Genomic DNA, 13,388 nt, shown 5'->3' on the forward strand with positions numbered 1-13,388 from the left:
TTCCTCGGGTGCGGCGTGCGCGCGCCGGGCGGCATGCCGACGGGGGCGCGGAGGGCTCGCGGCGGGGGCCGCGAGCGTCGTCGCAGGGTGGTGCACGGAGAGCCCCCGGGTGTGCTGATGGGCCACGCCCGGCTACTGCCAACCCCCCGGGCTCTCGAGAGCCTCAGCATTCACTATTTCCACACAAGCGGACAAGACAACCGTGATTACGGATTGCTCACGGTTGTCTGTCGTCGCCCTGTGCGTCCTTGGTTCCGCTGATGTCCCTTACACGCCGTATCCGTCGGAGTAGCCGTCGCGGCGTCCGTGCGGCTCCTCGACCACGGTCTGCGTGGTGGGCGGAACCACCACGCGCCGCCGCCGGGCGATGCTGCTGAACGTCGTCACGCCGATCAGCCCCACGATCATGAGGATCACACCGACCAGATCGAGGTTGACCCCCTGCATGTGCCAGTCGGTGGCGAACGTGAGGATTGCTCCCACGGCGATGAGGATGATGCATCCGCCGAGGCCCATGAGTGTCGCCTCCCTGTCCGGTCCGGTCGTTCCGGTCCGGAACCCCGGGTACCCCCACTTTCCGCGAATACCCGTCGGGGAGTCCGAACTACCCTTCGAGGAATGCCACCAGAGCGTTCGCCAGCAGGTGCGGGTCGTCCGCGCCGCACAACTCCCTGACGCTGTGCATCGAGAGGATCGCCACGCCGATGTCGACGGTCTTGATGCCGTGCCGGGCCGCGGTGATCGGGCCGATCGTGGTGCCGCAGGGCATGGAGTTGTTGGAGACGAAGGACTGGAACGGCACCCCCGCCTTCTCGCAGGCCGCGGCCCACACGGCCCGCCCCGAACCGTCCGTGGCGTAGCGGTTGTTGACGTTGACCTTGAGGATCGGACCGCCGTTGACCCGCGGGTGGTGCGTCGGGTCGTGCCGCTCGGCGTAGTTGGGGTGCACCGCGTGCCCGGTGTCGGAGGACAGACAGACCGTCCCCGCGAAGGCCCGCGCCCGGTCCTCGTACGAGCCGCCGCGCGCGAACACCGAACGCTCCAGCACCCCGCCGAGCAGCGGCCCGTCGGCGCCGGTGTCCGACTGGGAGCCGTTCTCCTCGTGGTCGAAGGCGGCGAGGACCGGGATGTACGGCAGGTCACCGGAGGACACCGCGGTCAGCGCGGCCACGCCCGCGTGCACGGACAGCAGGTTGTCCATCCGGGGGCCGGCCAGCAGCTCCTTGTCCCGGCCCAGGTAGGCCGGTGCCTCCACGGAGTGCGTCATCAGGTCCCAGCCGGTCACCTCGCCCGCGCCGAGCCCCAGTTCCTCCTCCAGGAACGCGATCAGGTCACCGTCGCGCACGTCGTCGCCGAGTCCCCAGATGGGCTGGAGGTGCCGCTGCTTGTCGAGCTTGAGGCCGTCCGAGGACACCGCGCGGTCCAGGTGGATGGCGAGCTGCGGCACCCGCAGCAGCGGGCGGTCCACGTTCACCAGCCGCGTCGAGCCGTCCCGCAGGGTCAGCCGGCCGGCCAGCCCGAGGTCACGGTCGAGCCAGGAGTTCATCAGGGGGCCGCCGTAGATCTCGACGGCGACCTGGCGCCAGCCGTGCGCCCCGCTGTCCGGCAGCGGCTTGACCCGCAGGTTCGGGGAGTCGGTGTGCGCGCCGATGATGCGGTACGGCGTGTGGGGCGCCGCGCCCTCGGGGACGTACCAGGCGATGATCGCGCCGCCGCGCAGCACGTACTTTCCGCCGCTCGACCCTTCCCAGGCGTCCGTCTCCGAGACCTGGCGGAAACCTGCCTTCTCCAGCCGCTCGGCGGCGTTCGCCACGGCGTGGTACGGCGTGGGGCTCGCCGCCAGGAAGGACATGAGGTCGTCGGTGTGGCCGCGGTCGAGGCGGTGGGGTGCGCTCATGGGGTTCACCTTAACGACGTACGAGGACCCACTCCCGAGCGATGGGAACGGGCCCTCGTGAGGACTGAGTACAGCTGTACGGGTGTGTCCTAGAACGTGGCGCTGCGGGGGTGGGGACGGGGTCTTGTCGGGATGGCGGCGCGGCTTCGTCGAAAGGAGGCCGCGATCACGTGGGGGCGGCGACGCGGTTCTGTGGGGGGCGGGGCCGGGAACGTACCCGGTCGGCGATGCGGTCTCGGCGGGATGGGGTTGGGGCCCTGCCGGGACGGGGGCGCGGCTTCGTCGGGAGGGGACCGGGGCCGCGACTCCGGTCTGGCCGGGGTGGGACTGCGGCCTTGTCGGACGGGACCGGGACCGGGGCCTTGCCGGGGCGGCGGCGCGGTGTCCCCAACGGGACGGCGGCGCGGCTCTGTGAGGAAGGGGCCGGCGCCTCGCCAGGACGTGGCTCCGGCTGCGCGCGACCCGCGCCTCGCGGGAACGGGACCTTGGCCCCGCCGAGACGAAAACGCCGTCCCCATGAACGAGCCGCGCCCCGGTCGGAACCGGGGCGCGGCCTCGTCGGACTGGAACACGGCTCTCGCCGGATCGGACCGGGGTCCTCGTCGGGTTGGCACGTGGCTCTCGCCGGATCGGACCGTGGCCCGGACCGGCCCGCCGCCCCCGTCCCCCTAGAACGCCGTCTCGTCCAGATCCATCAGGTCCAGCTCGACGCCCTCGGCGATCTTGCGGGCCAGGGTGACGCCGGGGAGGACGTTGGTCGCGAAGAACTTCGCCGCCGCGATCTTGCCGGTGTAGAAGGGCCTGTCCTTGGCCGCGGCCGTCTCCAGCTTCTCGGCGGCGATCGCGGCGCCCTTGAGGAGCAGGTAGCCGACGACCACGTCACCGGAGGCCATCAGCAGGCGGGTGGTGTTGAGGCCGACCTTGTAGATGTTCTTGACGTCCTGCTCGGTGGCCGCGAGGTCGGTCAGCATCAGACCGACGATGGCCTCCAGCTCCACGGCCGCCTTGGCCAGCTGCTCACGGGCGCCCGCGAGCTCCTCGCCACCCGTGCCCACCGCCAGGAACTTCTTGATGTCCTCGGCGAGGGAGTTCAGGGCCGCGCCCTGGTTGCGGACGATCTTCCGGAAGAAGAAGTCCTGGCCCTGGATCGCGGTCGTGCCCTCGTACAGGGTGTCGATCTTGGCGTCCCGGATGTACTGCTCGATCGGGTACTCCTGGAGGAACCCGGAGCCGCCGAAGGTCTGGAGCGACTGGGCGAGCTGCTCGTAGCCCTTCTCCGAGCCGTAGCCCTTGACGATCGGCAGGAGCAGGTCGTTCAGCGCCTCCAGCGCCTTGACGTCCTCGCCTTCCGCCTCCTTGACCTGGATCTCGTCCTGGATCGAGGCGGTGTACAGCACCAGCGCGCGCATGCCCTCCGCGTACGCCTTCTGCGTCATCAGCGAGCGGCGCACGTCCGGGTGGTGCGTGATGGTGACCTTGGGCGCGGTCTTGTCCATGAAGTTCGCGAGGTCGGGACCCTGCACGCGCTCCTTGGCGTACTCCAGCGCGTTCAGGTAGCCCGTCGACAGCGTGGAGATCGCCTTCGTGCCGACCATCATCCGCGCGAACTCGATGATCCGGAACATCTGGCGGATGCCGTCGTGCTTGTCGCCGATCAGCCAGCCCTTGGCGGGGTGGCGGTCGCCGAAGGTCATCTCGCAGGTGTTGGACGCCTTGAGGCCCATCTTGTGCTCGACGTTCGTCGCGTACACGCCGTTGCGCTCGCCCAGCTCGCCGGTCTCGAAGTCGAAGAGGTACTTCGGGACCAGGAAGAGGGACAGGCCCTTGGTGCCGGGGCCGGCGCCCTCGGGACGGGCGAGGACGTAGTGGAGGATGTTCTCCTCCATGTCGTGCTCACCCGAGGTGATGAAGCGCTTCACGCCCTCGATGTGCCAGGAGCCGTCCTCCTGCTGGACCGCCTTGGTGCGGCCGGCGCCCACGTCGGAGCCCGCGTCGGGCTCGGTGAGGACCATCGTGGAGCCCCACTGCTTCTCCACGGCGACCTTGGCGATGTGCTTCTGGACCTCGTTGCCCTCCTCGAAGAGGATGCCGGCGAACGCGGGGCCCGAGGAGTACATCCAGACGGCCGGGTTGGCGCCCAGGATCAGCTCGGCGAAGGCCCAGATCAGGGAGCGGGGCGAGGTGGTGCCGCCGATCTCCTCGGGCAGGCCGAGCCGCCAGTACTCGGAGTCCATGAAGGCCTTGTAGCTCTTCTTGAAGGACGCCGGGACCGGCGCGGTGTTCGTCTCGGGGTCGAAGACCGGCGGGTTGCGGTCGGCGTCCGCGAAGGACTCCGCGAGCTCGTTCTCGGAGAGGCGGGTCAGCTCCTCCAGGATGCTCTTCGCGGTCTCGACGTCCATCTCCGCGAAGGGCCCGGTGCCGTACACCTTGTCGCGCCCGAGTACTTCGAAGAGGTTGAACTCGATGTCGCGCAGATTCGACTTGTAGTGCCCCATGGCGACGGCTCCGTTAAGAGTTCGGCGAGGCACTTGGTTCCTCGCGCTAGTTCACGTACCAACAAGTAGCTACGATGATGCTACCCGTCGGTAATAAGCCGCAACCCCGATCCGGCCATCTGTGAGGAGTCACACCGCGACGGTCAGCGAGGCGGTGTACCCCTCCGCCACGCTCCCCTTCACCGCCGCGAGCTGCTGGTCGTGACCGTCCCGGAAGACGCTGTCCGTCTCCAGGGACAGCCGCCGCAGATTGGCCACGCTCGACCCGTACCCCTCACTCGCGTAGACCGTGTCGCACACGTCCTCGGGGAACGCCAGCTGTGAGGTGCTGGTGATCGCGGTCGCGCTCGTGGCGTCCCGGAGGCTGCCGTAGACCTCGAAGTGGACGTGCGGCCAGCGGCCCGGATAGCAGCCCGGGAAGACGCTGGTGAAGGTGACCTGCCCCTTCTCGTCCGTCTCCTGGACGCCCCGCAGGTAGTTCTCCCTGGTCAGGCCGTCGGTGTAGAGGGAGTAGCCGCCCTCCCGGTCGCAGTGCCACACATAGACGGCGGCCCCCTTCCGCGGAGTACCGCAGCCGGAGTCCGCGTCCACCACCGTGAGCGTCAGCGTCAGGGGCACGCCCTCGGCGGTGCCGCCCGCGGAGTCGCCGAAGCTGCCGGTGATGTCCTGGCGGACGACTCCGCTCTCCTTCAGCACGTTCACCCCGTTCGAGCCGTCGCCGGGGTAGGGGCCGGCGGTCTCCTCGGGGACGGCGGCGCAGGTGGTGCCCGTGGCCGCGTCCGTTCCCGCGCCCGCTCCCGTGGCCGACGGCGACGTCACGGCCGTGGGAGAGGAGGAGCCGGTGCAACCCACCAGGGGCAGCAGGCCCGCCCCCGTCCCCGCCATGAGCCGGATCATCCGTCGGCGGGCGAGCACGGGAAGGTCGTAGGAGAGTCCCCGGTCGTGCTCGTGCATCTCGTCATCGCGCTGTCGGCCCATGCGTCGACGCTACGGGCGGCCCCCACCGGAAACCCAGGGCCGGCCGCTGTCAGGTCACTGTCGGTTTCCGGGGCCGTAGCTGCCCGCCGCCCCCACCCCCCTCGGTAGGCTTACGCCCATGTACGGCTACGACCAGAACGCCGACGCCCAGCAGCAGTACGGCGTCCCGCCCCAGCAGCCCATGGCCGGCGGTGTGGGCGGGTACGGCCAGCAGCCGCCGCTGTACCCCGAGCCGTCCCCGCCCTCCCTCGCGGACGCGGTGCGTGCCTTCACCACCGGGCAGATGGCGGCCGAGGACTTCCAGCAGGTCTTCGCCACGTCCAAGGTCTACTGCCCGCGCGGCGACAACCCCGGGTTCCTCGCCCTGCACAACACCCAGCAGCCGGTGATCCCGATGTTCACCACGCTCAAGGAACTGCGCAGGTACGCGGGCAAGGAGTCCAAGTACTTCGTGATCACCGGCGCGGAGGTCCTCGACCTGCTGCCCACCGGGTACGGGTTCGTCCTCGACATGGAGGGCGAGCACCGGATCGTGTTCGACGCGAAGGCCGTGGAGCAGATGGTCGACTTCGCGATGCGGCGGATGTACGGGTAGCGGTCGCTCCGCGCGATCGAAAACTCCGTTCGATTGTCACAGCCATGCCATAGAGTTCCCTCCGGCAGCCGCGCCCCGCACGCCACCGCCTTCCCGGCGGTCCGCGTCCGGACGCCGCGCGGCGCTTTCAGCTCTCCCGGCACCGCCGGGATCTCTTGTGGGGGTACATCACTGTGCGCATGCGCAGCATCTCGGCCGCGACGGCGTTCGCGGTCATGTTCGGCTCGGTGGCGCTGAGCGTCGGCGCGGCCGGTTCCGCGTCGGCCGCCTCCGCCGTGGTCACCAGCCCCGGCGGCCTTGTCGTGGACGACGCCCTGCGACGAGCCTTCGTCAGTGACCAGGCCGACGGCCAGATCCTGGCCACCGACTACAACGGCACCCTCGTCGCACAGACCAGCGGCCTCGGCGACGTCACCGACCTGGCCGTCTCCGACGACGGCACCACTCTCTACGCCGCCGTCGCCGACCGCCACGAGATCGTCGCCCTGAACGCGACCGACCTCAAGGTGAAGGCCCGCTACCCCGTCGCCACCGACACCGGCCCACGCTACGTCGCCTTCTCCGCGGGCAAGGTCTGGTTCACCTACGGCGACCAGTGGGACGGCGACCTCGGCTCGGTCGACCCGGCGGTGGACCCGACGAGCGGTACCGACCCGGTGGCGCTGGCCCAGCTCCCGACCGAGGGAACGGGCATCGGACTGTGGGGCCAGGCCCTGCTGGACACCGACCCGCTGCGGCCGGAGCTGCTGGCCGTCGGCGAGACCGGGGACTCCTCGGGCACCGAGGGCGTCCTCGACGTGTCCGGCGGCACGCCCAAGGCGATCGCCTGGAACGACCACTCGTACGAGCTGAACGACGGCCTCGGCGACATCGACCTCGTCGCGGGCAGCGACCAGGTGCTCGTCAACGGCACCGACCGGCACGCCTGGGCGAACGGCACCCTCACCAAGGCCGGCGCCTACCCGGGCGGACAGCTCGCGGACATCGGACGCAGCGGCCTGATCGCCCAGGTCGCCGGCACCAAGATCGCGATCTACCGGCCGAACGCCACGCGGCCGGTCCGCACCTACGGCACCGGCTCCCAGCCGGCGGCCGACGTGGCCTGGGCCGGCGACTCCTCCCGGGTCTTCGCCCTCGTCGCGGGCAGCGGCGGCTACACGGTCAAGGTGCTCACCGGCCCCACCCTCAACGTCCCCACCCTCACCGTCAACGCCCCCGCCACGGCCACCCGCGCCAAGTCGCTCACCGTCACCGGCAAGCTCTCGGCGACGGTGCCGCTGCCCGCCGGGGCCCGGCTCTCGGTCACCCGCACCGACCTGGAGAGCCCGAACGGCAAGGCGCTGCCCGGCGTCACGGTGAAGGCCGACGGCACCTACTCCTTCACCAACACCCCGCCGGCCGGCGGCAAGGTCACGTACACGGTGAAGTACGCGGGCGACGCCGAGCACGCGGCCGTCAGCGCCTCCGACAAGGTCGACGTCTCCCGCGCGGCCACGTCCCTGAGCCTGAACAACAACGGCAAGCTGTACAACTACGGCACCGACGTGAAGTTCACCGCGCACCTCGGCAAGACCTACAAGAACCGCTCCGTCTCGATCTACGCGGACCCCTTCGGCAGCGACCGGGGGAAGAAGCTGATCAGGACCGCCAACGTCAACGCCGACGGCAACGTCACCGCGGTCGTCGACATGACCCGTGACACCACGGTCACCGCCGTCTTCACGGGCGACTCCCGGTACAAGCCGAAGACGGTGAAGTCCACGGCGTACGCCCGGGTCAAGGTCTCCTCCGCCGTCTCCAAGCACTACAAGAAGGCGAAGATCGGCTCGACCTCGTACTACTGGTTCCACAAGAACACGTCCCCGGTGATCACCACGACGATGACCTACTACCCGGGCCGCCAGCAGCGTCTGGACCTCGAGGTCTACTACGCGGGCGCGTGGCGCTCCTCGGACTCGCAGTACTTCTCGCTCGGTACGAACGGGAAGTCGGCGGTCAGCCTCGGCGCGCCCGGTGAGTCCGGCCTCAAGGCGCGGATCCGGCCGGTGTACGTGAACGGCTCGTCCGGCGACACGGTGAACTCGACGACGTACGGATCGTGGAAGTACCTGTACTTCAGCAACTGACGCGGTACGGCCTGAAGCGAGGGCCCGGAGGGAATGTCCTCCGGGCCTCTGCCGTTGGAGGTGGCAGAAAGTTCAATGCTCAACTAAACTCGAACCACAAGGAGGTACCGACATGCCTGCAGTGACTGTCGACAACCCGCTGACCCTGCCGCGCGTGGCCGCGACGGCGGACGCGGTCGCCCGTCCCGTCCTCGGCGTGACGACCGCGCCGAGTGGTTTCGAGGGTGAGGGATTCCCGGTGCGCCGGGCGTTCGCCGGGATCCATTACCGGCACCTGGATCCGTTCATCATGATGGACCAGATGGGTGAGGTGGAGTACGCGCCGGGCGAGCCGAAGGGGACCCCCTGGCACCCGCACCGCGGATTCGAGACCGTCACCTACATCATCGACGGGATCTTCGACCACCAGGACAGCCAGGGCGGTGGCGGCACCATCACCAACGGCGACACCCAGTGGATGACGGCCGGTTCGGGTCTCCTCCACATCGAGGCCCCGCCGGAGTCCCTCGTGATGTCCGGAGGACTCTTCCACGGCCTCCAGCTGTGGGTGAACCTCCCGGCCAAGGACAAGATGATGGCACCGCGGTACCAGGACATCCGCGGCGGCAACGTGCAGCTCCTGTCCACCCCCGACGGCGGTGCGCTGCTGCGTGTCATCGCGGGTGAGCTGGACGGCCACCAGGGACCCGGTGTCACCCACACCCCGATCACGATGATCCACGCGACGCTGGCGCCGGGTGCGGAGATCACCCTGCCCTGGCGTGAGGACTTCAACGGTCTGGCGTACGTCCTGGCGGGCCGCGGCAGCGTCGGTGCCGAGCGCCGTCCGATCCACCTGGGCCAGACGGCGGTCTTCGGTGCCGGTGGTTCCCTCACGGTCCGCGCGGACGAGAAGCAGGACTCCCACACGCCGGACATGGAGGTCGTCCTCCTGGGCGGACAGCCGATCCGCGAACCGATGGCGCACTACGGCCCGTTCGTCATGAACACCCGCGAGGAACTCCAGCAGGCGTTCGACGACTTCCAGAAGGGCCGCCTGGGGACGATCCAGGCCGTGCACGGGATGACTGAGGGCGGGCTGTAAGTCCGGTACCGCACGACATGACCCGATGCCGCACTTCAGTTGTGCGGCATCGGGTTTGTTCTGTCTGTGCACGGGCCAGCGTGCACACGGCGATCTACTGGGTCGAGGACCCGTCCGGTGGCTCATGGAGTTCGAACCAGAGGGTCTTGCCCTCGCCGCGGGGGTCGACGCCCCACAGGTCGGCGAGGAGTTCGATCAGCATCAGGCCGCGGCCCGAGGAGGCCAGTTCGCCGGGGCGGCGCTTGTGGGGGAGGTCGTCGCTGGTGTCGGTGACCTCGACGCGCAGCCGGCGGTCGCCGGGCTCGCCGCGGACCTCGGCGACCAGCAGCGCGTCCGCGTCGGTGTGGACCAGGACGTTCGTCAGCATCTCGGAGAGCAGCAGGACCGCCGAGTCGACCTGGTCGGCGGAGGACCAGTCGTGCAGCAGCTCGCGCAGCTGGTGGCGGGCCACCGCGATCCGTTCCGGTTCCGCCTGGGCCACCGACAGCATCGAACGGCGGGCCGGTGGCCCCGCGGTGGCCGTGTCGTCGTCCTGCGAGGTGTGCCGGTGCAGCAGCAGGACCGCTATGTCGTCCTCGCGGCGGTCGGCGAGAGGGCCGGTGGTGTGGTGGGAGGAGGGGCCGTGCACCGCCTGGACGAGGGCGTCGGCGAGCTCCTCCGGGCCGCCGTCGTGGGTCTCCAGGATCGTCCGGACGCGCTTCCAGCCGGTCTCGAAGTCGTGGCCGCCGGTCTCGATCAGCCCGTCCGTGCAGAGCATCAGCGTCTCGCCGGGCTGAAGGACGATCCGGGTCGTGGGGTAGTCGGCGTCCGGGTCGATGCCCAGCGGGAGGCCGACGTGTGTGGTGCGGGCCAGCACCGTGCCGTCGGCCAGGCGGATGGCCGGCTCGGGATGGCCGGCCCGGGCCACCTCCAGGGTTCCGGTCGCCGGATCGACCTCGATGTACAGGCAGGTCGCGAACCGGGTGTCGGCGGGATCGCCGCCCTCGCCGGCGCCGTACGTCATGCCGTTGAGGAAGCGGGAGGCGCGGGAGAGGACTGCGTCGGGGCGGTGGCCCTCGGAGGCGTAGGCGCGCAGGGCGATGCGGAGCTGGCCCATGAGCCCGGCGGCCCGTACGTCATGGCCCTGGACGTCCCCGATGACCAGGGCGAAGCGGCCGCCCGCAGTCGTGCGGGAGGTGCCGCCGGGCAGCGGGATCATGTCGTACCAGTCGCCGCCGACCTGGAGGCCGCCGCCGGTGGGGACGTAGCGGGCGGCGACGGTCATGCCCGGAATCTCCGGGCCGAGGCTCGGGAGCATCGAGCGCTGGAGCCCGTCGGTCAGCTCGCGCTCCGACTCGGCCACTCCCGCGCGGGACAGCGCCTGGGCCAGCATCCGGGCCACCGTCGTCAGCACCGAGCGCTCGTCCGGTGTGAAGGCGACCGGATAGGCGAAACCCGCCATCCACGCCCCCATGGTGCGGCCGGCCACGGTCAGCGGCAGGAACGCCCAGGACTGGCGGTCGAAGCGCTGGGCGAGCGGCCAGGTGACCGGGTAGCGGGAGCGGTAGGCCTCGGGGCTGGAGAGATAGACGGCACGGCCGGTGCGGACGACCTCGGCGGCCGGATAGTCGGTCTCCAGGGACATGTGGGAGAAGGGGCTCTCGTCGCCGGGCTGCTGGCCGTGGTGGCCGATGATCGTCAGCCGGTCGCCCTCGACGCCGAAGACGGCCAGGCCGTCGGGGCTGAAGCCGGGCATGGACAGGCCCGCGGCCACCCGCAGCACCTCGGCGGTGGAGCGGGCCTCGGCCAGTGCGCGGCCCGCGTCCAGCAGGAAGGCCTCCCGGGAGCGCCGCCAGTCGCCGGTGACCGCGGTGCGTCCGGCGGGGGTGCCGGGGGTCGGCTCGGTGACCTCCTGGAGGGTGCCGATCAGCCGGAACGACTTCTTCTGCCGGTCGTACGACGGCTTGGAGCGGCTGCGTACGGTACGGATCACCCGGCCCCGCTCGTCCATGATCCGGATCCGGACCTCGGCGAGGGTGTCCTCGGCGACGGCGAGGCCGACGACACTGATGATCTCGTTCCAGTCGACCGGGTGCAGCCGGGCCCGTGTCTGGGCCTCGGTGAGGGTGGCCTGCTCGGCGGGCAGGCCGAGCAGCCGGGCGGCCTCCGCGTCGACCGTGACCAGTTCGGTGGCGGTGTCCCAGTGCCACAGGCCGGTCGCGAGAGCGGTGAGGACATCCCCCACGGCGGGCAGGGGCTCACCAGTGCGCATTGCCCCACTTTAAGAACAGGGGATCGAGGAGTGCCACTGTTGACCGAGTCGTAATGGTGGGAGCCGGTCCTTGGTGCCCCGGTACGCTTGGGGGAGTTTCACGTGAAACAGACACGTGAGGCAGCCCCCGATCCGCGAAGGCTGGATGAACGACGATGCATCGGTACAGGTCCCACACCTGCGGCGAGCTCCGCTCCTCTGACGTCGGCACCGACGTCCGACTGAGTGGCTGGCTGCACAATCGGCGCGACCTGGGCGGCATCCTCTTCATCGATCTGCGCGATCACTACGGCATCACGCAGCTGGTCGCCCGGCCGGGCACGGAGGCCTACGAGGCGCTGGACAAGGTCTCCAAGGAGTCCACGGTCCGGATCGACGGCCGCGTTGTTTCACGTGGAACCGAGAACGTGAACCCGGACCTGCCGACCGGTGAGATCGAGGTCGAGGTCGGCGAGGTCGAGCTGCTGGGCGCGGCCGCCCCGCTGCCGTTCACGATCAACACCGAGGACGGGGTCAACGAGGAGAGGCGCCTGGAGTACCGCTTCCTCGACCTGCGTCGCGAGCGCATGCACAAGAACATCATGCTGCGCTCGTCGGTGATCGCCTCGATCCGCTCGAAGATGGTGGCGCTCGGCTTCAACGAGATGGCGACCCCGATCCTGTCCGCGACCTCCCCCGAGGGCGCCCGTGACTTCGTGGTCCCCTCCCGCCTGAACCCGGGCAAGTTCTACGCCCTCCCGCAGGCGCCGCAGCAGTTCAAGCAGCTGCTGATGATCTCCGGCTTCGACCGCTACTTCCAGATCGCGCCCTGCTTCCGCGACGAGGACGCGCGCGCGGACCGTTCGCCGGGCGAGTTCTACCAGCTCGACGTCGAGATGAGCTTCGTCGAGCAGGAGGACGTGTTCCAGCCGATCGAGCGGCTCATGACCGAGCTGTTCACGGAGTTCGGCGGCGGCCGGGAGGTCACCTCCCCCTTCCCGCGGATCCCGTTCCGTGAGGCGATGCTGAAGTACGGCTCCGACAAGCCGGACCTCAGGGCCCAGCTGGAGCTCGTCGACATCACCGACGTCTTCGAGGGCTCGGAGTTCAAGGCGTTCGCCGGCAAGCACGTGCGGGCCCTCGCGGTGCCGGACGTCTCGGCGCAGCCCCGGAAGTTCTTCGACCAGCTCGGCGACTACGCGGTCTCGCAGGGCGCCAAGGGTCTCGCCTGGGTGCGGGTGGCCGAGGACGGTTCGCTGTCTGGTCCGATCGCGAAGTTCCTCACCGAGGAGAACGTCGCCGAGCTGACCAAGCGGCTGTCGCTGGCCGCCGGGCACGCGGTGTTCTTCGGCGCGGGCGAGTTCGACGAGGTCTCGAAGATCATGGGCGCGGTCCGCGTCGAGGCCGCCAAGCGTGCCGGGCACTTCGAGGAGGGCGTGTTCCGGTTCTGCTGGATCGTCGACTTCCCGATGTACGAGAAGGACGAGGAGACCGGCGCGATCGACTTCTCGCACAACCCGTTCTCCATGCCGCAGGGTGGTCTGGAGGCCCTGGAGACCCAGGACCCGCTGGACATCCTGGGCTGGCAGTACGACATCGTCTGCAACGGCGTCGAGCTGTCCTCCGGCGCGATCCGGAACCACGAGCCGGAGATCATGCTCAAGGCCTTCGAGATCGCGGGCTACGACCGTGAGACCGTCGAGGACAAGTTCGCCGGCATGCTGCGCGCCTTCCGCTTCGGCGCCCCGCCGCACGGCGGCATCGCCCCCGGCGTCGACCGCATCGTCATGCTGCTCGCCGACGAGCCCAACATCCGCGAGACCATCTCCTTCCCGCTCAACGGCAACGCCCAGGACCTGATGATGGGCGCGCCGACGGAGCTGGAGGAGGCCCGGCTGAGGGAGCTGCACCTGTCGGTGCGCACGCCGCAGCCGAAGTAGACGGTGAGCTGAGGAGATGGCCCGGAACCGACGTCGGTTCCGG

Annotated in this window: 9 protein-coding genes; 4 read left to right on the forward strand and 5 right to left on the reverse strand. The window is 69.9% G+C overall.

Annotated elements, in window-relative coordinates; genetic code table 11:
- Positions 1 to 267 precede the first annotated feature (267 nt).
- The 4 genes from H295_RS0105250 to H295_RS0105265 all read right to left on the reverse strand — a co-directional run bounded on the left by H295_RS0105250 (position 268) and on the right by H295_RS0105265 (position 5,370).
- Entirely contained in the window at positions 268 to 516 is a 249-nt protein-coding gene (locus tag H295_RS0105250) for a DUF6458 family protein (RefSeq protein WP_020134285.1), read from the reverse strand.
- 88 nt (positions 517 to 604) lie between these two features.
- A complete protein-coding gene (locus H295_RS0105255; protein ID WP_020134286.1) occupies positions 605 to 1,897 on the reverse strand; it encodes a M18 family aminopeptidase in 1,293 nt (430 codons plus the stop codon).
- Positions 1,898 to 2,565: 668 nt separating this feature from the next.
- The gene (locus H295_RS0105260) at positions 2,566 to 4,392 is read right to left on the reverse strand and encodes an acyl-CoA dehydrogenase (protein WP_020134287.1); all 1,827 of its coding nucleotides are present in this window, start codon (positions 4,390 to 4,392) and stop codon (positions 2,566 to 2,568) included.
- Positions 4,393 to 4,521: 129 nt separating this feature from the next.
- Positions 4,522 to 5,370, reverse strand: coding sequence for an intradiol ring-cleavage dioxygenase (locus H295_RS0105265; RefSeq protein ID WP_028809067.1), 849 nt, complete (start codon positions 5,368 to 5,370; stop codon positions 4,522 to 4,524).
- 118 nt (positions 5,371 to 5,488) lie between these two features.
- On the opposite strand from H295_RS0105265, the gene H295_RS0105270 reads away from it, so the two are divergent.
- The 3 genes from H295_RS0105270 (at position 5,489) to H295_RS0105280 (ending at position 9,175) form a co-directional block, all read left to right on the forward strand.
- Complete coding sequence (locus H295_RS0105270; RefSeq protein ID WP_020134289.1) at positions 5,489 to 5,965, forward strand: SseB family protein; 477 nt, start codon at positions 5,489 to 5,491, stop codon at positions 5,963 to 5,965.
- Positions 5,966 to 6,144: 179 nt separating this feature from the next.
- A complete protein-coding gene (locus H295_RS0105275; RefSeq protein WP_020134290.1) occupies positions 6,145 to 8,091 on the forward strand; it encodes a YncE family protein in 1,947 nt (648 codons plus the stop codon).
- Positions 8,092 to 8,203: 112 nt separating this feature from the next.
- Positions 8,204 to 9,175 (forward strand): pirin family protein, encoded by a 972-nt coding sequence (locus tag H295_RS0105280; RefSeq protein ID WP_028809068.1) that lies wholly within the window; start codon positions 8,204 to 8,206, stop codon positions 9,173 to 9,175.
- A 94-nt stretch (positions 9,176 to 9,269) separates the two neighbouring features.
- On the opposite strand, the gene H295_RS0105285 is transcribed toward H295_RS0105280, so the two are convergent.
- Positions 9,270 to 11,426 (reverse strand): SpoIIE family protein phosphatase, encoded by a 2,157-nt coding sequence (locus tag H295_RS0105285; protein WP_043217064.1) that lies wholly within the window; start codon positions 11,424 to 11,426, stop codon positions 9,270 to 9,272.
- 155 nt (positions 11,427 to 11,581) lie between these two features.
- On the opposite strand from H295_RS0105285, the gene aspS reads away from it, so the two are divergent.
- Complete coding sequence (gene aspS / locus H295_RS0105290; protein ID WP_020134293.1) at positions 11,582 to 13,345, forward strand: aspartate--tRNA ligase; 1,764 nt, start codon at positions 11,582 to 11,584, stop codon at positions 13,343 to 13,345.
- The last annotated feature ends 43 nt before the right edge of the window (positions 13,346 to 13,388 follow it).

It is taken from the genome of Streptomyces sp. 351MFTsu5.1, assembly GCF_000383655.1.
Lineage (GTDB): Bacteria > Actinomycetota > Actinomycetes > Streptomycetales > Streptomycetaceae > Streptomyces > Streptomyces griseorubiginosus.